18 protein-coding genes are annotated in these 20,233 nt (G+C 67.0%); 6 read left to right on the top strand and 12 right to left on the bottom strand.

Annotation, left to right across the window (positions count from 1 at the left end; all coding sequences use genetic code 11):
- The first annotated feature begins 20 nt into the window (after positions 1-20).
- The 5 genes from ACG3SL_RS06470 to ACG3SL_RS06490 are packed head-to-tail and all read left to right on the top strand — an operon-like array spanning position 21 to position 4,945.
- A complete protein-coding gene (locus ACG3SL_RS06470; RefSeq protein WP_448664317.1) occupies positions 21-1,304 on the top strand; it encodes an acyl-CoA dehydrogenase family protein in 1,284 nt (427 codons plus the stop codon).
- A complete protein-coding gene (locus tag ACG3SL_RS06475; RefSeq protein WP_448664318.1) occupies positions 1,301-2,383 on the top strand; it encodes a Zn-dependent alcohol dehydrogenase in 1,083 nt (360 codons plus the stop codon). Before ACG3SL_RS06470 ends, ACG3SL_RS06475 begins: the two co-directional genes overlap by 4 nt.
- A complete protein-coding gene (locus ACG3SL_RS06480; protein WP_448664319.1) occupies positions 2,380-3,396 on the top strand; it encodes a phosphotransferase family protein in 1,017 nt (338 codons plus the stop codon). The genes ACG3SL_RS06475 and ACG3SL_RS06480 overlap by 4 nt, the downstream gene beginning before the upstream one ends.
- Positions 3,393-4,160 carry an SDR family oxidoreductase gene (locus tag ACG3SL_RS06485; RefSeq protein ID WP_448664320.1) on the top strand — a complete coding sequence of 256 codons (768 nt, stop codon included), beginning with the start codon at positions 3,393-3,395 and terminating at the stop codon, positions 4,158-4,160. The genes ACG3SL_RS06480 and ACG3SL_RS06485 overlap by 4 nt, the downstream gene beginning before the upstream one ends.
- Positions 4,160-4,945, top strand: a complete 786-nt coding sequence (locus ACG3SL_RS06490; RefSeq protein ID WP_448664321.1) for an SDR family NAD(P)-dependent oxidoreductase — start codon at positions 4,160-4,162, stop codon at positions 4,943-4,945. Before ACG3SL_RS06485 ends, ACG3SL_RS06490 begins: the two co-directional genes overlap by 1 nt.
- Here ACG3SL_RS06490 and ACG3SL_RS06495 read toward each other — a convergent pair.
- From ACG3SL_RS06495 to ACG3SL_RS06540, 10 genes are all read right to left on the bottom strand, one after another.
- A complete protein-coding gene (locus ACG3SL_RS06495; protein ID WP_448664322.1) occupies positions 4,942-5,982 on the bottom strand; it encodes a sulfate/molybdate ABC transporter ATP-binding protein in 1,041 nt (346 codons plus the stop codon). The two genes, ACG3SL_RS06490 and ACG3SL_RS06495, sit on opposite strands and share 4 nt — an antisense overlap.
- A complete protein-coding gene (gene cysW / locus ACG3SL_RS06500; protein ID WP_448664323.1) occupies positions 5,979-6,800 on the bottom strand; it encodes a sulfate ABC transporter permease subunit CysW in 822 nt (273 codons plus the stop codon). The genes ACG3SL_RS06495 and cysW overlap by 4 nt, the downstream gene beginning before the upstream one ends.
- The gene (gene cysT / locus ACG3SL_RS06505; RefSeq protein ID WP_448664324.1) at positions 6,800-7,642 is read right to left on the bottom strand and encodes a sulfate ABC transporter permease subunit CysT; all 843 of its coding nucleotides are present in this window, start codon (positions 7,640-7,642) and stop codon (positions 6,800-6,802) included. Before cysT ends, cysW begins: the two co-directional genes overlap by 1 nt.
- Positions 7,643-7,645: 3 nt before the next feature.
- The gene (locus ACG3SL_RS06510) at positions 7,646-8,710 is read right to left on the bottom strand and encodes a sulfate ABC transporter substrate-binding protein (protein ID WP_448664325.1); all 1,065 of its coding nucleotides are present in this window, start codon (positions 8,708-8,710) and stop codon (positions 7,646-7,648) included.
- Positions 8,711-8,763: 53 nt separating this feature from the next.
- Positions 8,764-9,357: an alpha/beta hydrolase gene (locus tag ACG3SL_RS06515; protein ID WP_448664326.1), complete on the bottom strand. Its 594-nt coding sequence runs from the start codon at positions 9,355-9,357 to the stop codon at positions 8,764-8,766.
- A 182-nt stretch (positions 9,358-9,539) separates the two neighbouring features.
- Positions 9,540-10,430, bottom strand: a complete 891-nt coding sequence (locus tag ACG3SL_RS06520; RefSeq protein WP_448664327.1) for an acyl-CoA thioesterase — start codon at positions 10,428-10,430, stop codon at positions 9,540-9,542.
- A complete protein-coding gene (locus ACG3SL_RS06525; RefSeq protein WP_448664328.1) occupies positions 10,430-11,539 on the bottom strand; it encodes an acyl-CoA dehydrogenase family protein in 1,110 nt (369 codons plus the stop codon). The genes ACG3SL_RS06520 and ACG3SL_RS06525 overlap by 1 nt, the downstream gene beginning before the upstream one ends.
- 126 nt (positions 11,540-11,665) lie before the next feature.
- A complete protein-coding gene (locus tag ACG3SL_RS06530; RefSeq protein WP_448664329.1) occupies positions 11,666-12,853 on the bottom strand; it encodes an acyl-CoA dehydrogenase family protein in 1,188 nt (395 codons plus the stop codon).
- A 144-nt stretch (positions 12,854-12,997) separates the two neighbouring features.
- Entirely contained in the window at positions 12,998-15,025 is a 2,028-nt protein-coding gene (locus ACG3SL_RS06535) for a 3-hydroxyacyl-CoA dehydrogenase NAD-binding domain-containing protein (protein ID WP_448664330.1), read from the bottom strand.
- A 14-nt stretch (positions 15,026-15,039) separates the two neighbouring features.
- On the bottom strand, positions 15,040-16,260 hold the full coding sequence (locus tag ACG3SL_RS06540; protein ID WP_448664331.1) for a serine hydrolase domain-containing protein: 1,221 nt from the start codon (positions 16,258-16,260) through the stop codon (positions 15,040-15,042).
- Positions 16,261-16,406: 146 nt separating this feature from the next.
- On the opposite strand from ACG3SL_RS06540, the gene ACG3SL_RS06545 reads away from it, so the two are divergent.
- A complete protein-coding gene (locus ACG3SL_RS06545; protein ID WP_448664332.1) occupies positions 16,407-18,170 on the top strand; it encodes an AMP-binding protein in 1,764 nt (587 codons plus the stop codon).
- A 45-nt stretch (positions 18,171-18,215) separates the two neighbouring features.
- Here ACG3SL_RS06545 and ACG3SL_RS06550 read toward each other — a convergent pair whose 3' ends face one another.
- Together ACG3SL_RS06550 and ACG3SL_RS06555 are read right to left on the bottom strand one after the other, a co-directional pair.
- On the bottom strand, positions 18,216-18,566 hold the full coding sequence (locus ACG3SL_RS06550) for a hypothetical protein (protein WP_448664333.1): 351 nt from the start codon (positions 18,564-18,566) through the stop codon (positions 18,216-18,218).
- Between the two features lie 105 nt (positions 18,567-18,671).
- On the bottom strand, positions 18,672-20,138 hold the full coding sequence (locus ACG3SL_RS06555; RefSeq protein ID WP_448664334.1) for an FGGY family carbohydrate kinase: 1,467 nt from the start codon (positions 20,136-20,138) through the stop codon (positions 18,672-18,674).
- Positions 20,139-20,233: the final 95 nt, after the last annotated feature.

Below are 20,233 nucleotides of genomic sequence, written 5' to 3' on the forward strand. Positions count from 1 at the left end.
GCTTGTCGGAGAGGGATGTCATGGACTTCACGCTGAATGATCGCGAAACCTATTTCCGCGATCGGGTGAAGGCGTTCATCGACGCGGAAATCCGCCCGCGCGATGGCGAGTATCACGCGCAAAAGGCGGAGGGCGAGCGCTGGAAAGTCCTGCCCGTGATCGAGGAGATCAAGGCCAGGGCCAAGGCGGCCGGCCTGTGGAATTTCTTCATGCCGCCCCAGTCGGGGCGCGCGCATGTCGATGACAGTTTCGAATTCACCGGCACGCAGCTGAGCAACCTCGAATATGCGCTGTGCGCCGAGGAGATGGGGCGGATCGGCTGGGCGTCGGAGTGTTTCAACTGCTCCGCACCCGACACCGGCAACATGGAGGTGCTGCATCGCTATGGCACCCGCGCGCAGAAGGACGCCTGGCTCGCGCCGCTGATGGAGGGCGCGATGCGATCCGCCTTCCTGATGACCGAGCCTGCTGTGGCTTCGTCCGACGCTACGAACATCGAGACGCGGATCACGCGCGACGGCGACGATTATGTCATCAACGGCCGCAAATGGTGGTCGTCGGGCGCGGGCGATCCGCGCTGCAAGATTGCAATTCTGATGGGCAAGACCGATTTCGGCGCCGCGCGTCACGCCCAGCAAAGCATGATCCTGGTGCCGCTCGACGCGCCGGGCGTGAAGATCGAGCGGATGCTTTCGGTGTTTGGGTACGATCACGCCCCCCATGGCCATGCCGAGATCGTGCTGGAGGATGTCCGCGTGCCGGCGGACAATATCCTGCTTGGGGAAGGGCGTGGGTTCGAGATCGCGCAGGGGCGGCTGGGGCCGGGGCGCATCCACCACTGCATGCGCACGATCGGCGTGGCCGAAGAGGCGATCGAAGCGATGGCCAGGCGGCTCGTCAGCCGGGTCGCTTTCGGCAAGCGGCTGTCGGACCATTCGGTATGGGAACAGCGCATTGCCCGCGCACGGATCGACATCGAGATGACGCGGCTGCTGTGCCTCAAGGCGGCGGACATGATGGACAAGGCGGGCAACAAGGTTGCCCAGCTGGAAATCGCGATGATCAAGGTCCAGGCGCCGACCATGGCGCTGCGGATCATCGACGACGCGATCCAGGCGCATGGCGGGGCGGGGGTGTCGGGTGACTTTTACCTTGCCGATGATTGGGCCGGCGTGCGCACGCTGCGGCTGGCCGATGGGCCCGATGAAGTGCACAACCGGGCCATCGCCCGCGCCGAATTCGGCAAGCATGGCGATGCCAAGGCCGACCGGCCCAGCTCGGGCGACTTGGGCGTCAGCCGGTGAAGGCCGCCGTCCTCTTCGAGGCCCGGACGCCGCTCCAGATCGAGGAGGTGCAGGTCTCCAAGCCCGGCCCGCGCGAAGTGCTGATCCGCACGGCGGCGGTGGGGGTGTGCCGGTCGGACCTGCATTTCGTCGACGGCGCGTTCCCGCATCCGGTGCCGACCGTGCCGGGGCACGAAGCCGCGGGCGTGGTCGAGGTGGTGGGGAGCGACGTCGCGCATCTGAAGCCGGGCGACCATGTAATAACCTTTTTCACGGTGTTCTGCGGATCGTGCGAGATGTGCGTCACCGGGCGCCCGTCGCTGTGCATCGATCCCTCGACGCGGCGCCCGCCGGGTGCGGACCCCAGGCTGATGCTGGGCACGACGCCGCTCGCGCCGTTCCTCAACCTGTCGGCCTTTGCCGAGATGATGCTGGTGCACGAAAATGCCTGTGTCGCGATCAGCAAGGACATGCCGCTGGATCGTGCGGCGCTGCTGGGCTGCGCAGTGATTACCGGCGCGGGGGCAGTGTTCAACGACAGCCGCGTGCGGCCCGGCGAGAGCGTGGCGGTGATCGGTGCGGGTGGCATCGGGCTGGCGGCGATCAATGCCGCCAAGATCGCCGGCGCGGGGCAGATCCTGGCGATCGACCCCATGCCGGAGAAGCGCGCACTCGCCCGGAAAATGGGTGCTACCGACGTGCTCGACCCCGGTGACGAGACCATCGTCAAGGACGTGCTGAAGCGGACCGATGGCGGCGTGCATTACGCGATCGAGGCGGTCGGGCGGCCCAACACCGCCGAGCTTGCCTGGAACATCCTGCGGCGCGGCGGCACGGCGACGATCCTGGGCATGATTGCGCCGGGGAACAGCGTCAGCCTGCCGGGGCCGACGTTCCTGACCGGCAAGAAAATCCAGGGGTCGCTGCTGGGCAGCACGCGGTTCCCGATCGACATGCCGCGTCTGGTGCAAATGTATCTCGACGGGCTGCTCGACCTCGACACGATGGTCGCGGAGCGCATCCCGCTGCGCGGGGTGAACGATGCGCTGCAAAAGCTGCGCGACGGGCACAGCGTGCGTTCGGTGATCGAATTCGCATGAGCGACCTGGACGAAGCGAAGCTGGGCGACTGGCTGGCGGCGAATGTGGCGGGCTTTGCGGGCCCCTTCACAGTCACCAAGTTCCCAGGCGGGCAGAGCAATCCGACATATCGCATTGATGCAGATGGATTATCCTATGTCCTGCGTCGCAAGCCGTTCGGGCCCATCCTGCCCTCCGCCCATGCCGTGGAGCGCGAGTATCAGCTGATCCGGGCACTCCATCCCACCGGCTTCCCGGTCGCGCGATCCTATGGGCTGTGCGAGGATACGGGGGTGCTCGGCGCGCCCTTTTACGTGATGGAGATGGTCGAGGGGCGGACGCTGTGGGACGGCGCGCTGCCGGACATGACCCCGGCGGCCCGGACTGCGCATTATGAGGCGATCGTCGATACGCTCGCCGCGCTCCATTCGATTGACTATGCGGCGGCGGGTCTCGGTGAATTTGGTAAGCCCGGCAATTACTTCGAGCGACAAGTTGCGCGCTGGTCCAAACAATATCGGGCGAGCCAGACCGACGAGGTGCCCGAGGTGGAACGCCTGATCGAATGGCTCCCGCGCACCGTGCCGGAACAGACGCGCACCGCGATCGTGCACGGTGATTTCCGCATCGACAACATGATCTTCGCCCCCACCGAACCGCGCATCCTGGCGGTGCTGGACTGGGAACTGTCGACGCTCGGCGATCCGCTGGCCGATTTCTCCTACTTCCTGATGAGCTGGGTGACCGAGCCGGAGGGGCGGTCGGGGGTGAAGGGGCTGACCGGGGCCGAAACGGGCATCCCGACGCTGGAACAGGTGGTCGCCCGCTATTGCGCCGCGACCGGCCGCGACGGCGTGCCCGACCTCAACTGGTATTTCGCCTACAACCTGTTCCGCCTGACGGGCATCGTGCAGGGGATCAAGAAGCGCATCCTCGATGGCAATGCTTCCAGCGACCAGGCGGCGGCGACGGTGGAGAAGCTGCCCGGCCTGGCCGCCGCAGCATGGCATTTCGCACAGGAGGCAGGGGCATGAGCGGGTTGTTCGACCTGACGGGCAAGGTGGCGATCGTCACCGGATCGTCGCGCGGCATCGGGCTGGCATCGGCGGAGGCGCTGGCGGCAGCAGGGGCGCGGGTAGCGATTTCCAGCCGCAAGCAGGGGGCGTGCGACGCTGCGGCGGCGGCGATCAACGACCGCTTCGGCGCGGGTACGGCCATCCCGGTGGCGGCCAATATCTCCGACAAGGCGGCATTGCAGGCGCTGGTCGACACCACCCGCGCGGCGTTCGGCGCGGTCGACGTGCTGGTCTGCAACGCCGCATCCAATCCCTATTACGGCCCGATGGAGGGGATCGCGGACGAGCAGTTCCGCAAGATCCTCGACAACAACATCCTGTCCAGCCACTGGCTGATCCAGATGGTGGCGCCCGAAATGCGCGCCCGGCGTTCCGGCTCGATCGTCATTGTCTCGTCGATCGGTGGCCTGCGCGGATCGCCGGTGATCGGCGCCTATAATGTCTCCAAGGCGGCGGATTTCCAGCTTGCGCGCAACTATGCGGTCGAGTTCGGGCCGGATAACGTCCGCGTCAATTGCATCGCGCCCGGCCTGATCCGCACCGATTTCGCGCGCGCTTTGTGGGAAGACCCTGAGCGGGCGGCGGCGGTGAACGCCACGACCCCGCTGCGCCGCATCGGCGAACCGGAGGAGATTGCCGGCGCGGTGGTCTATCTGGCCAGTGCGGCCAGCGCGTTCATGACGGGACAGGCGATGGTGATCGACGGGGGAGTGACGATCTGATGCGGTTCGCGGGGAAGACCATCATCGTGACCGGCGCGGGGTCGGGCATTGGCCGCGCCACCGCCCGGCTGTTCGCAGCCGAGGGCGGGCAGATCGTCGCGGCGGACCTGAGCGAGAGCGTCGAGGAAACCGTAGCCGGTATCGATGGCGCGATCGCGGTGCGGATGGATGCCGGCAATGAGGCCGATGTCGACCGGCTCGTCGCGACGGCATGCGCGCGCTTTGGCGGGCTCGATGTCTTCTACGCCAATGCGGGCATTTCGGGCGGGGCCGATGGGATTTTCGATTCCTCGGTCGAGCTGTGGACCGAAGTGCTGCGCGTCAACCTGATCGGGCCGTTTCTGGCGATCAAGCATGCCGCGCCGCACATCGTCGCGCGGGGCGGCGGGGCGATCCTGTGCACCGCCAGCGTCGCTGGGCTGCGCTCCGGCGCGGGCGGCCCGGCCTATTCCGCGAGCAAGGCGGGGGTCATCAATCTGGTGCAGACGGCGGCGCAGCAGCTTGCGACCTCCAACGTCCGCGTCAATGCGATCTGCCCCGGCCTGATCGAAACGGGGATGACGCAGCGCGCGTTCGATTATGCGCGCGAGGCGGGCAAGGAAGATAAGCTCGGCCAGCTCAACCCGCTGCGCCGCGCCGGCGTGCCCGAGGAAATCGCGCGGGTGGCGCTGTTCCTCGCCAGCGACGATGCCAGCTATGTCAACGGGCAGGCATGGGTGGTGGATGGCGGGCTTTCGTCCAGCCATCCGGTCACCCGGCAGGTGTTCGGCAAGACCGCCTTCTAGCCGCCCGCAGCGAAGACATGCGCATGGGTCGGCCGGACCAGAACCGTCTGGCCGATCGACAGCGCGGCATCGCGCGGGGTGTCGAACTCCAGCGGCTGGCCTAGGCCCTCCACGCTCGCCTCGACGCGCAGCGTGCCGCCGCGCGGACGGATCGCGGTGACCTTTGCCGAGAGCGCCGCGCCGGTTTCGACCAGTTCCGCGTCGTGCGGTCGGAAATACAGGCTCGCCACACCCTCGACGCCCGCCGGTGCGGCAATGTCGAGCACCGTCTCGCCAAAGCGCACCGTGCCGTTCGCGACCGTGACCGGTACTTCGTTCGATTCCCCGACGAACTTGAACACAAAGGGGTTGGCGGGCCGCTCATAGATTTCGCGCGGCGGCGCGATCTGCTCGATCCGACCATTGCTCATCACCACGACGCGGTCGGCAAGCTCCAGCGCTTCTTCCTGGTCATGCGTGACAAAGATCGACGTCAGCCCCACCTGGTCGTGCAGCGCGCGCAGCCAGCCGCGCAGCTCCTTGCGCACTTTCGCATCCAGCGCGCCGAAGGGCTCGTCGAGCAGCAGCAGGCGTGGCTCGACGGCCAGCGCGCGGGCCAGCGCCACGCGCTGCCGCTGGCCGCCCGAAAGCTGCGCGGGATAGCGCTTGCCGAGGCCCGCGAGTTGCACCAGCGCCAGCAACTCCTCCACCCGCGCGGCAATCGCGGCACGGGCGGGGCGGTTCCGCCGCTTGCGCACGTTCAGGCCGAAGGCGATGTTGTCTGCCACGGTCATGTGCTTGAACAGCGCGTAATGCTGGAACACGAAGCCGACATGCCGGTCCGCCACGCGCAGCCCGGTGACGTCCTCGTCGTCGAACGACACGGTGCCTTCGTCGCCGAATTCCAGCCCCGCGATGATCCGCAGCAGCGTGGTCTTGCCCGAGCCCGAGGGGCCGAGCAGCGCCAGGAATTCGCCGCGATGCGCCTCCAGGCTCACGTCGCGGATCGCGGGATACTCGCCGAAATGCTTGGTCACATGGTCCAGGCGGATGCTCAATGTCCGGCCCTCCCATGCACGTCGTAGCGCCATTCGAGCACGCTTTTGAGCACCAGCGTCACCAGCGCGAGCAGTGCCAGCAGCGACGCGACGGCGAAGGCCGCGACGAAATTATATTCATTGTACAATATCTCCACCTGGAGCGGGACAGTGTTGGTCTTGCCCCGGATATGGCCCGACACGACCGACACCGCGCCGAATTCGCCCATCGCGCGCGCGTTGCACAACAGCACGCCGTAGAGCAGCGCCCAGCGGATATTGGGCAGCGTGACGTGCCAGAAGGTCTGCCAGCCACTGGCGCCAAGCGATAGCGCCGCTTCTTCGTCGGTGCGGCCCTGTTCGGTCATCAGCGGGATCAGCTCGCGCGCAATGAACGGGAAGGTGATGAACACCGTGGCGAGCACGATGCCAGGGACCGCAAAGATGATCTCGACGCCGTGCGCGCTCAGCCAGGGGCCGAACCATCCCTGCGCGCCGAACAGCAGCACGAAAACGAGGCCGGACACCACCGGCGACACCGAAAAGGGCAGGTCGATCAGCGTGATGAGGAAGCTCTTGCCCGGAAACTGGAACTTGGTGATCGCCCAGGCGGCGGCGACGCCGAACACCAGGTTGAGCGGCACGGCGATGGCGGCGACCAGCAATGTCAGCTGGATCGCGGACCACGCGTCGGGGTCCGTGATCGCGGCAAGATAGGCGCCGGGGCCGCCCTTCAGCGCCTCGGTGAACACGACCACCAGCGGCATCAGCAGGAACAGCGCCAGATAGGCAAAGCCCAGCGCCAGCAGCGCATAGCGCCAGGGAGAACGCGCGCGCATCAATCGGCCATCCTGCTGCGCGTCCATGCCTGGAGCAGGTTGATGCCCAGCAGGATCGCGAATGACGCCAGCAGCATCACCACCGCGATCGCCGTCGCCCCGGCATAGTCATATTGCTCAAGCTGCGTCACAATCAGCAGCGGCGCGATTTCGGAGACATAGGGCATGTTTCCCGCAATGAAGATGACCGAGCCATATTCACCCACCCCGCGCGCAAACGCCATGGCGAAGCCGGTGAGCAGCGACGGCAGGATCGCGGGCAGGATCACGCGGCGAAACGTGTCGAGCGGGCTCGCGCCCAGCGACTCCGCCGCCTCCTCCACATCCGCGCCGAGGTCGGCGAGCACCGGCTCGACCGAGCGGACGACGAAGGGCAGGCCGATGAACACCAGCGCCACCGTCACGCCCAGCGGGCTGTACGCGACCTTGATCCCCAGCGGCACCAGCGTCGCGCCCAGCCAGCCATTGGGGGCATATAGCGCGGTCAGCGCGATGCCGGCCACGGCGGTCGGGATCGCGAAGGGCAGGTCGACGATCGCACTGACGATGCGCTTGCCCGGAAAATCATAGCGCACGAGAATCCATGCGATCAGAAGCCCGAACACGGCATTGATCGCCGCCGCGAGCAGCGCCGCGCCGAAGCTCAGCCGATAGGCGGCGATTGCCCGGTCCGACAGACCGACCTCGACAAACCCCGTCCAGCCGAGCCCCGCGGCGCGCAGGAACAGCGCGCCCAACGGGATCAGTACGATCAGCCCCAGCCAGATCAGCGTGAAGCCGAGCGTCAGCCCGAACCCCGGTACGATCGAATTACGCCGCCGCGCGAGCGTGCCCCATGCCATCGCTTACCGACGCTTGGTCGCGGCGAAAATACGGTCGAACACCGCGCCATCGGCAAAGAAGCGCGATTGGGCGGAGGCCCAGCCGCCGAAATCCTTGTCGACCGTCGCAAGCTTCAACTCCGGGAACACGCCCTTGTACTTCGCGGCCACCGTCGCGTCGCGCGGACGGTAATAGTTGCGGGCGATGATTTCCTGCCCCTCGGGCGTGTAGAGGAAGCGGAGATACGCCTCGGCAAGCTGGGCAGTGCCGTGCTTCTGGGCATTGCCCGACACCACGGCCACCGGCGGCTCGGCGAGGACCGAGATCGAGGGGGCGACGATGTCGAACTTGCCCTTGCCGATTTCCTTCTGCGCCAGGAACGCTTCGTTTTCCCACGCGATCAGCACGTCGCCGATACCGCGTTCGACAAAGGTGGTGGTGGCGCCGCGCGCGCCCGAATCGAGCACTGGGACATTCGCGTAGAGCCGCTTCACATAGTCCTCGGCGCCGGCCTCCGACTTGCCGAGCGTGCGGCCATAGGCCCAGGCGGCGAGGAAGTTCCACCGCGCGCCGCCGCTCGTCTTGGGATTGGGCGTGATGACCTGAACCCCCGGCTTCACCAGATCGGCCCAGTCGCGAATGCCCTTCGGGTTGCCCTTGCGAACCAGGAACACGATCGTCGAGGTATAGGGCGAGCTGTTGTCCGGCAGCGCGCGCTGCCATTTCTTGGACAATTTCGGCGTCCGCTCGGCGATGGCGTCGATGTCATAGCCCAGCGCGAGCGTGACGACATCGGCCTCGAGCCCGTCGATCACGGCGCGCGATTGCTTACCCGATCCGCCATGGCTCAGGTTGATGCGCACGTCCTCGTTATGCTCGGCCTTCCACTTCGCCGCGAACGCGGCGTCGATGTCGCGGTACAGCTCGCGCGTCGGGTCATAGGAGACGTTGAGCAGCTGCTTGGCATTGCCCTTGGCACCGTCGCTGCCGGAGCACCCCCCCAGCGACAGCGCGGCCACGCCCAGCGCGATCACCGTCGCATGGAACGCCCGGCGGGTCGTCAGGGGGCGGGAAAGGGGCGTCTGCATCGTATTCTCCAAAGACCGCGCGGCGGCGGGTATATCAACAGTTGGCAAGGGCGTTAACGCCGGACCAGTCCGATCAGGCGCTCGGCCTTCTGCACGTCGCGCTCGACGACGCCCGCGGTGAAGCGTTCGATGGCGCGGCGTGTGAGGCTCCACGGGCGACGCGGCGCCGCATGATCGACGGGGTCGGCGGCCAGGCCGCTGCCCCAGCCTTCGGCCAGCCGGCGGACCTGTTCGGAGAGGTCGCCCCGGGCCTTGTCGCCTTCGAGAACGATCGAGGGGAAGGGCAGGGGAATGCGCGGCGAGGCGAACAGGCGCATCAGCTGGTCGATACCGCCCTGTTCCTCCTCCACCGGCTGGAGGAATACCGCGCCGCTGACGCGTGAGACATAGGATGCGGGCGACAGCCGCGCCCACCATGCGGCGGCAAAGCAGCTCGCACCCTGCGCCACCAGCAGCACGGCGCGATCGGCCTGCGTCACCGCCGCATCCAGCTTCGCGGCCAGGATGTTGCGATCGGTCCGGGTATCGGCGCGATAGGCGATATGTTCCTTCGATCCGCTGGACAGCAGGACCTTGAACGGAGCGGACTGGCGTTCGCCGATCGTGACCAGCGACAGGGTGTTCGGCAGTGCAAACGCAGGAACCATGGCAACCCTCCATCAGCCAGCGCGGGACCGCACTTTACCCCATCCCACAACCGGCGGAACAGATTCCTAGTCGGGGAATGGGGATTTGCGACGAACTTCGCCTGTGCCCGCTGCAAGAGGAACTTGGCGGGTGCCGATTTGATCCGCGTTTTCGTCGAAGCGAGCCGGGCGCTCGACGGACGTTATTCGTCCGCGTCGCGCTTCAGCCGGATCAGCCCCTCCTGCGCAACGCTTGCCACCAGCCGTCCGTCGCGCGAATAGATGCGCCCGCGATTGAAGCCCCGGCTATGCCCCGACCAGGGGCTGTCGGTGGTGTAGAGCAGCCATTCGTCAAAGCGGAACGGCTCGTGCAGCCAGATGGCATGGTCCAGGCTCGCGGTCTGCACCTGCCCCGTCATCCAGCTGAAGCCGTGCGGCAACATGCACGTGCCGAGCAGCGTCATGTCAGTGGCATAGGCGAGCATCGCCCGGTGGAGCGCGGGTTTGTCGGGCAAGGGCGCGACCACGCGGAACCAGCTGTGCTGGACGGGCTCCTGCGGCGAGGGGCGGAACCAGTTGCGCGGATTGACCGGGCGGATCTCCACCGGGCGGGCGCGCAGGAAGAAGCGGCGGAATTTCTCCGGCACTTCGTCACGGATCGCTTCGCGCAGGTCGCGCTCGGAGCGCAGCGTGTCCGGGTCGGGGACGTCCGGCATGTCGGATTGGTGGTGCAACCCCTCTGCCGGCCGCTGGAAGCTGGCGATCATGTTGAGGATCGGCTGCCCCTTCTGCATCGCGATCACGCGGCGATTGGCAAAGCTGCGGCCGTCGAAATCATGGACGACGCGGTAGATGATCGGATGATTCTCATCCCCCGGCCGCATGAAATAGGCGTGGAGCGAGTGGGCGGTCTTGTCGCCCTCGACCGAGCGCTGCGCGGCCTGGAGCGCCTGTGCGATCACTTGGCCGCCGAACACGCGCCCGACGCCGCCGGGCAGGCGCGGGCCGCGATACAGGTCGGTGTCGATTTCCTCGACATCGAGCAACGCAGTCAGCTGCGCGACCAGCGCATCGGGCGGCAGATCCTCCGCCATCAATAGCCCGCCGTCCGGGCCAGCGCATCGGCGTGGAAATTGGCGTCGCCGAACAGCTCCGCCAGCACGCGCGCGCGCTTCATGAAGAAGCCGATGTCATATTCATCGGTCATGCCGATGCCGCCATGCATCTGGATGCCCTCCTGCACCGCCAGCGTGGAGGCTAGGCTGGTCATCGCCTTGGCGACCGACACTGCCTGATCGGCGAGCGGGTCGGCGGCGTCGAGCAACTGCTGGGCCTTGAGCACGGCGGCGCGGGCGACTTCCATTTCGCTGTACAGGTGCGCCGCGCGGTGCTGGAGCGCCTGGAAGCTGCCGATCAGCGTTCCGAACTGCTTGCGTTCCTTGAGGTACGCGACCGTCCGGTCCATCGCGCCGCCGCCCACGCCGAGCAGCTCGGCCGAAGCGCCGACCCGGCTGCCGGCGAGCAACCGGGCAAGCGGCGCGTCGCCGTGGTCGACGTCGCCGACCACCGCGTCGGCATCGACCTGTACGCCGTCAAACTCCAGCCGTGCCGCGATGCTCGCATCGGCCAGCCGTTCGGGCGTGACGACCAGCCCCGCGCTGTCGCGTGGGAGCGCGAACAGCGTCGTGCCGCCATCGGTGCGTGCCGCCACCAGCAGCAGATCGGCGACATGGCCATGCGCCACGAACTGCTTGGCGCCGGTCAGGCGGAAGCCGTTGCCGGCGCGCTCGGCCTTCATCGCGATGCGGCCCGTATGCTTGGGCCCTTCGTCGATCGCGAGCGCCGCCACGATGTCACCCGCGACGATGCCTGGAAACCAGCGATCGGCGTGGGCACTGCCCTTCAGCGCCTCGACCGCGCCGACCGAAGTGGCGAGAAACGGGGAAGGGGACAGGTTGCGCCCGATTTCCTCCAGCACCACGCCCGCCTCGACATGGCCGAGGCCCAGCCCGCCCTGAGCCTCCGGGATCAAAATGCCGGTCAGCCCCAGCTCCGCGAACTGCTTCCAGAGGTCGCGGCTGAAGCCGGTCTGGTCCTTGGCGTCGCGCAGCGCGCGCATATGGCTGACAGGCGCATGTTCGGCGACGAAATCGCGCGCGGTGTCGCGTAGCATTGCCTGTTCGTCGGTGAGGTACAGGGGCATTTTCTACTCTCCCTCTCCCCTTCAGGGGAGAGGGCCGGGGAGAGGGGCAGTCTCTCACGCCGGCCCAGTTGTTCTCTCTTGAACTGCCCCTCTCCCAAACCCTCTCCCCTGAAGGGGAGAGGGCTTTCAATTCGGCAGTTCCAATATCCGCTTGGCGATGATGTTGAGCTGGATCTCGCTGGTCCCGCCCTCGATCGAATTGGCCTTGGTCCGCAGCCAGGCGCGCGGCGTGGCGCCATGGCCGGAGCGTTCGCTCTCCCATTCCAGCGCGTCGCTGCCGCCCGATGCCATGACGAGTTCGTGCCGCGCCTTGTTCAGCTCGGTGCCGTAATATTTCATCATGCTCGGCTGGGCGGGGTGCGCACGCCCGGCCTTGAGTTCGTCGACGAAGCGTTCGGACATTGCCGAAAACGCGCGCGCCCGCACGTCGAACAGTGCGATTTGGGCGCGCAGCAGCGGATCGGCGAGCCGGCCCGCATCGTCGGTGCCGATCGTGCGCAGCGCGCCTTCGACCAGCGCATTGCCGCCGGTGCCGCCCAGGCCCATGCCCGAGATCATCTCGCGCTCATGCCCGAGCAGATATTTGGCGACGTCCCAGCCCTTGTTCAGTTCGCCGAGCAGGTTTTCCTTCGGCACCTTCACATTGTCGAAGAACGTCTCGCAAAAGGGCGAATAGCCGCTGATGAGCAGGATCGGCTTCGTCGAAACGCCCTCGCTTGCCATGTCGAACAGCAGGAAGCTGATGCCGCCTTGTTTGGTCGTGCGATCGGTGCGGACGAGGCAGAAGATCCAGTCAGCCTCGTCGGCATAGCTGGTCCACACCTTCTGTCCGTTGACCAGGAAATGGTCGCCCCGGTCCTCGGCGCTGGTTTGCAGGCCCGCAAGGTCGGACCCGGCATTGGGTTCGGAATAGCCCTGGCACCAGCGGATTTCGCCGCGCGCGATCTTGGGCAGGTGCTCCAGCTTCTGCGCCTCGGTGCCGTATTTGAGCAGCGCCGGCCCGAGCATCGAAATGCCGAAGCTGTTGAGGGGGTTGCGGCAGCGAAGGCGCGCCATTTCCTCGCGCAGGATCTTGGTCTCCGCCGCGCTCAGCCCGCCGCCGCCATATTCGGTCGGCCAGTCGGGCACGGTCCAGCCGCGCGCGCCCATCCGGTCCATCCAGACCTTCTGATCGGGATGCGCGAAGTGCGGGTTGCGGCCGCCCCAGGTGGCGTCCTTCTCGCTGCGCATCGGCTCGCGCATGGCGGGCGGGCAGTTTGCCTCCAGCCATGCGCGGGTCTCGGCGCGGAACTGCTCAAGCTGCTCGGTCATCATCCTCTCCGTTCCTCCCCGGCACGGGGAGGAGGACCAGCCGAAGGCTGGTGGAGGGGGAGCGCCACAGGCCGCTCGCGTGGGGCGGTCCCCTCCACCACTCGCTGCGCGAGCGGTCCCCCTCCCCGTGCCGGGGAGGCGTTTGTTCTAGTTAAACCGCTCGCCCTTTTCGGCCTTTTCGCGGAGCAGCGGGGCGACGTCGAAGCCGTGCTTCTCCAGGCCCGCCACGATCTTCTTCAGGCCCTCGGTATCGGCCCAGAACATCGGGCCGCCGCGATAGACCGGCCAGCCATAGCCATAGATCCACACCACATCGATGTCGGACGCACGCTGCGCCATGCCCTCGGCCAGGATCAGCGCGCCTTCGTTGACCATGGTGTAGAGCGTGCGCTCGATGATTTCCTCATCGGTGATCGCGTGCTGCGGCGTGTTGGTTTTCTGACGGAAATCCTCGATGATCTCGGCCACGCGCGGGCTGGGCGAGGGGTTACGCTTTTCGTCATAATCGTAGAAGCCGGCACTCTTCTTCTGGCCCCAGCGCCCTTCGGCGGCCAGCGCGTCGCGGATGCTCTCGATCCGGGTCGGATCACGATGCCAGCCGATGTCGACGCCGGCGAGGTCCGCCATCTGGAACGGGCCCATCGGCATCCCGAACTCGACATGCACCCGGTCGATCTGCTCGGGCGTCGCGCCTTCCAGCAGCAGCTTCATCGCCTCGACCTGGCGCGGCATCAGCATGCGGTTGCCGATGAAACCGTGGCAGACCCCGGCGATCACCGCGACTTTCTTGATCTTCTTCGACACCGCCATCGCGGTCGCCAGCACATCGTCCGCCGTCTTCGCGCCGCGCACAATTTCCAGCAGCTTCATGACGTTGGCCGGCGAGAAGAAGTGCAGCCCCACCACGTCCTGCGGCCGGCTCGTGCTGGCGGCGATTTCGTCGATGTTGAGATAGCTGGTGTTGGAGGCGAGGATCGCGCCCGGCTTGGCGATCTTGTCGAGCTTGCCGAAGACGTCCTTCTTGACGTCCATGCTCTCATACACCGCTTCGATGATGAGGTCGCAGTCGCCCAGCGCGTCGAAATCGAGCGTCGGGTTCAGCAGGCCCATCGCGCCTTCCACCTGTTGCGCGGTCATGCGGCCCTTGGCGGCGGTGGCTTCGTAATTCTTGCGGATCGTGGCGGTGCCGCGATCCAGCGCCTCCTGCTGCATCTCCACGATCGTCACGGGCACGCCCGCCGACAGGAAGTTCATGCTAATCCCGCCGCCCATCGTGCCCGCGCCGATCACGCCGACACGGCGAATGTCGCGCAGCGCGATGTCGTCGGCGATGCCGTCGATCTTCGATGCCTTGCGCTCGGCGAAGAAGATGTGGCGCTGTGCCGCCGACTGGACGCCCATGATGAGCTTCATGAAGCCCATGCGCTCGGCCTGGACGCCTTCGGCATAGGGAGTGCCGGCAGTCTTCTCGATCAGGTCGATGATCGTCGCCGGCGCCTCGAAGCCCCGGAAACGCTTGGCATTCGCCTTGCGGAAAGCGTCGAACACGGCGGGGTCGACCGTAACCGGCTTTTCGCTCGCGCGGGGCAGGGGGCGCGCGTCAGCGACTTCGTTCGCCAGTGCCACCGCATCCGCCAGCAGGCTGTCCTCACCCGCCAGCCGGTCGACCAGCCCTGCGTCCTTCGCCTGCTTCGCGGAAATCGGGTCGCCCTTGGCGGTCATTTCCAGCGCCAGCTCGACGCCCGCCACGCGCGGCAGGCGCTGCGTCCCGCCCGCACCGGGGAGCAGGCCGAGTTTCACTTCCGGCAGCCCGATCTTGGCCGAGGGCACTGCGATCCGGTAATGGCACGCCAGCGCGACTTCGCAGCCACCGCCGAGCGCGGTGCCGTGGATGGCGGCGATCACCGGCTTGTCGAGCGCTTCGATCGCATCGACCAGCGTGGGGAGCGCGGGCTCCTGCATCGGCTTGCCGAATTCGGTGATGTCGGCACCGGCGAAGAAGGTCTTGCCCGCGCAGGTGATGACGACGGCCTTGATGCTCGCGTCGCCGCGCGCTTCGTCGATCCCGGCCTGGAGCCCCTGGCGCACGGCGGCGCCCAGCGCGTTCACCGGCGGATTGTCGGAGGTGAGGATCAGGACGTCGCCCTGCCGGCTGGTGGTAATCACGGACATCATTGTCTCCTGTGGGATCAGTTCAGCGCCGAATAGATCAGCGTCTTGAGTTCGCGGCGGATGGGGTAGAGCATCGACGGGGAAAACTGGGTCATGAACACCATCGAGAGGCGCTCGACGGGATCGACGAAAAAGGCGGTCGAGAACATGCCGCCCCAATAGAATTCACCGACCGAGCCGGGGATAAGGGTTTTCGCCACGTCGAGCGTGACGGCGAAGCCCAGGCCGAAGCCGGTGCCGGCGTTGGTCGCTTCGCTGAACAGCGCCCGCGACATCGTCGCCAGGTCCGAACCCCCGGGCAGGTGGTTCATCGTCATCAGATCGATCGTCTTGCGGCCGGCGATCCGCGCCCCGCCCAGCGCGCCCCCGTTCAGGAGCATCGTGGCGAAGCGGTGGTAATCGAGCGCGGTCGAGACGAGCCCGCCGCCGCCGGACACGAGCCGCGGGAACTTCGCCCAGGCGGACGCCTCGCCCCGGTCGTACATCACCCGGCCCTTGCCCGGCGCCAGCGCCCAGCAGTCCGCGAGCAGGTCCAGCTTTTCCTCGGGCACCTGGAAGAAAGTGTCGTGCATCCCCAGCGGCGCGAAGATGCGCTCTGCGAAGAAGCGCTCCAGCGGTATGCCCGACACGCGCTGTACCACGGCGCCCAGCACATCGGTGGACACCGAGTAATTCCACTCCGCGCCGGGCGAAAATTCCAGCGGCAGCGCCGCGACCGCCGCGACGAATTCGTCCAGTGTCAGGTTGCCGTGCCAGCTTTCGATGCGCCCTTCGCGATAGGCGGCGTCGATATTGGTGCGATTCTGGAAGCTGTAGGTGAGGCCCGAGGTGTGGCGCAGCAGGTCCACCATCCGCATCGGATCGGCAGTGGGCCGCGTGGTGAAGGGCGCGCCGCCGCCGCCGCCGGCATAGACGCCCACGCCCTTGAACTCGGGCAGCACGTGATGAACCGGGGTGTCGAGCGCGACCCGCCCTTCCTCGACCAGCATCATGAAGGCGAGGCTGGTGACCGGCTTGGTCATCGACGCGATGCGGAACAACGTCGTCTCGTCCACCGCGCTGCCGCCTTCACGCGCGGGGCCCTGGTGCGAGAAGTGCGCGATCTGGCCATCGCGGGCGATCAGCAACTGGGCATGCGGCAATTTGCCCGAATCGAGGTAGCGTTCCGCCAGGAACGCATCGATACGCGCCAGCCGGGCGGCGTCGAAACCGAGCGATTCGGGTGTGGCGGTTTTCATGGTGTACGGCATACCTCGTGTTCGAAACCCTAATTCGGCACCTTCTTTCGGGTGCCATTCTCCTATTGCCTTGAGCGCGCCGTGAATCAACACTAACGTTGAACGCAAGGTGGCAATTATAGCCAAACCCAAAATTCAGAATGCAGATGGAGAGACAGGTTTTGGCCCTCGAACCGATCGTGCCGCTGGACCCGGAGTGGCCCAAAATGTCCATGGACCAGGTGAAGGCGCTGCTGACCGCGCCCGGCGCCAAGTTCGAGATGGAGACCATCGACATTCGCGGCGTGCCGACGCGCGTGTGGAAGAACGCGCCGCCGACGCTACGGATCCTTGCGCAACTGGCGCGCGGCTATGGCGCGCGCGAGTTCACGATCCATGAAGGGGAACGCGTCACCTATGACGCGAATTACCGCGCGGTCTCGCATATCGCGGCGCAATTGGTGGCGATGGGCGTGGACAAGGGCGATCGGGTCGCGATGGCGATGCGCAACCTGCCTGAGTGGCCGGCGATATTTTTCGCGATCGTCAGCATCGGCGCGATCGCGGTGCCGCTCAATGCCTGGTGGACGGGGGGCGAGCTGGAATACGCCATGAACGACTCGGGATCGAAGGTCCTGTTCGTCGATGGCGAGCGGCATGAGCGGCTCAAATCCTGTTACCAAAAGCTGCCGGCGCTCGAGCGGGTGGTCGTGTCCCGGGCGCGGGGCGAACTCGACCCCGGCGTCGTGACGCTCGAGTCGCTGATCGGCGCGCCCTGCGACTGGTCAGCGCTGGAGGATATCGGCTTTCCCGATGCCAATGTGCTGCCCGACGACGATGCCACCATCTTCTACACCAGCGGCACTACCGGCCACCCCAAGGGGGCACTGGGCACGCATCGCAATTTCGTGACCAACATCATGTCGAGCGGCTATGTCGCCGCCCGCGCGATGCTGCGCCGGGGCGAAGTGCCGCCGGCGGTGCCTGAGCCGAAGGTCATGCTGCTGGTCATCCCGCTGTTCCACGTCACGGCGTGCAGCGCCGCGATGATGGGCGTGGTCGCGACCGGCTCCACGCTGGTGTTCATGCGCAAATGGGATGCCGAACAGGCTATGCAGCTCATCGGGCGTGAGAAGGTCAACGCCACCGGCGGGGTGCCGACGATCGCGTGGCAGTTGCTCGAGCATCCCCGGCGCGGCGAATACGACCTCTCCAGCCTGGAGCAGATCGGCTATGGCGGCGCGCCCTCCGCGCCGGAACTGGTCCGGCGGATTCACGAGGAGTTCGGTGCACTCCCGGGCAATGGCTGGGGCATGACCGAGACGACGGCGACGGTCACCACCCACTTTGGCGAGGATTATCTCAATCGCCCCAACAGCGCGGGGCCGCCCGTCGCAGCCGCCGACCTGCGGATCATGGATGTCGAGGCGACGCGCGAACTCCCCGTGGGCGAAGTCGGCGAGTTGTGGGCGCGCGGGCCGATGGTCGTGAAGGGCTATTGGAACAAGCCCGATGCCACGGCAGAAACCTTTGTCGACGGCTGGGTGCGCACGGGCGACCTCGCGCGGCTGGACGAAGAGGGGTTCCTGTTCATCGTCGATCGCGCGAAGGACATCATCATCCGGGGCGGCGAGAACATCTATTCGATCGAAGTCGAGGACGTGCTCTACGCGCACCCGGCCGTGACCGACTGCGCGCTGGTGGGCGTGCCGCACCGGAGCCTGGGCGAGGTGCCTGCCGCCGTGGTCCATTGCGCGCCGGGGCAAAGCGCCACCGAAGAGGAGCTACAGGCCTGGGTGCGCCAGCATCTGGCGGCGTTCAAGGTGCCGGTGGAGGTCCGCTTTTCCAGGGACGTGCTGCCGCGCAACGCGAACGGCAAGATCCTGAAAAAGGAGCTGCGGGCGCTGTTCGTGGAGGACGCCGCGGCCTGAACCGGCTGCCCCCGCGCGCGGATCGGGCGCGCGGGGGCGGGGTTTTCAACTGCCCGTGTGCAGTTCGTCCGGGCTCGCGCCGAGCGCGGATTCCATGTCCCCGGCGGTGCCGACTCGGGGCTGACCGGCCTTCGCACAGCCCGCAAAGATCGAATCGAGGCGGGTTTTCAGTGCGCGTTCGAACTCTGTGTGATTGAGGGTGCGGGGGCGCGACACGCTGATATCTTCGGAAATCGCATCCTTGATCCGGGTAATGGCCGCTTCGCCCAGCACGCCCGCCGCGACCAGTTCGGTGCACAGCTGTGACAGGCCGACCATCGTCGCCTGCGCGCGCAATCCGATATATTCCAGGCTTTCGTGGCGGCGCAGGGCATTTTCGCGCGCAGTGTGGTCCATCTTCGCTCTCCTTGGCTTGTGGTGCGACCCGGCGATGCTACGCCAAGGCATCGCGCTGCACACCCCGTAAGTCAACGGATGAGGACTTTTGGTGCGGGTCCCGGTTCAGGCGCCGGCGACGACCGTGGCAATGGCGCGGCTCCACCCCGCAAGCCGTGCGTCGCGGGCCGTGGCGTCCAGTTGCGGCTCGAACGTTCGGATCTGCCCACGCATCGTCGCCGCGTCTTCCAGCCCGGCGAAGAGCCCGGCGCCGACCCCCGCCAGCATCGCCGCGCCCAGCGCCGTCGTCTCGGCAAAGGCAGGGCGATCCACCGGCAGCGCCAGCATGTCCGCCAGGTCCTGCGCGATCCAGTCGTTCGCCACCATCCCGCCGTCGATCCGCAGCCGCGCCCAATCCGCGCCATCGGCGGCGAAGGCGCGCTTCAGGTCGTGGCTCTGGTGCGCCATCGCCTCCAGCGCGGCGCGGACGATATGCGCGCGCGTCGAGGCGAAGCTGAGCCCCGACAGGGCGCCGCGCGCTTCCGGCTCCCACCACGGCGCGCCCAGGCCGCTCAGCGCGGGCACCAGGTACACCCCGCCATTGTCGGGGGCCGATCGGGCGATCGCTTCGGTCTCGCCCGCCGCCTCGATCAGTCCCACCGAGTCGCGCAGCCACTGGATCAGGCTGCCCGCGACAAACACCGATCCCTCGATCGCATAGGTGCGGCGCCCTCCCAGCTGCCACAACACGGTCGCCAGCAGGCGGTGCTTGGAAGAGGGCGGGGTGGGGCCGGCATTGGTCAGCACGAACGCGCCGGTGCCATAGGTCGCCTTGGTCTCGCCCCGTGTCAGGCAGGCCTGGCCGATGGTCGCGGACTGTTGATCGCCGGCAAGCCCGCAGATCGGGATTTCGCCGCCGAACAGCCGGGTGGTGCCGAACCGGCCGGCGCAGTCGACGATCTCCGGCAGGGCCCCGCGCGGCGCGGCGAACATGTCGATCAGGCTGTCGTTCCACCCGCCGCTGCCCAGCCCCATCAGCAAGGTGCGAGAAGCATTGGTCGCGTCGCTGATGTGCAGCCCGCCGGTCAGCTTCCACACCAGCCAGCTTTCGACCGTGCCGATTGCCAGTCGATCGCCCGCCGCCTTGAGTTGCGGCCAGTTTTCCATGGCCCAGGCGATCTTGGTGCCCGAGAAATAGGGATCGAGCAGCAGCCCGGTGCGCGCCTGCACCGCTGGTTCCTCGCCAGCGTCGCGCCATGCCCGGCACAGCGCGGCAGAGCGGCGGTCCTGCCATACGATCGCCGGGGCCAGCGGTTCGCCGCTGGTCTTGTCCCAGAACACGATGGTCTCGCGCTGGTTGGTGATGCCGATCGCGGCGATGGCATCCGCGCCGCCGGCGGTCTCCACCATCGCGGCGGCGCATTCGGCGCTGCGTTGCCAGATTTCCGCCGCGTCATGCTCGACCCAGCCGGGCTGGGGATAGTGCTGCGTCAGGTCGGCGGCGCGCGTCGCGAGGCACGCGCCGTCCGGGCGGAACAGCATCGCCCGTGTCGAAGTCGTGCCCTCGTCCAGAACCAGCAATAATTCGCCCATCGCCAGCATGGTAGCCGGGATTACATCGTGTGCAAACCGCGCTAGGGTCGGGGCGACATAGGGGGACGAGTGGACAAGTTCGGCGCGATCGGTGG

It is taken from the genome of Sphingomonas degradans (assembly GCF_053502645.1).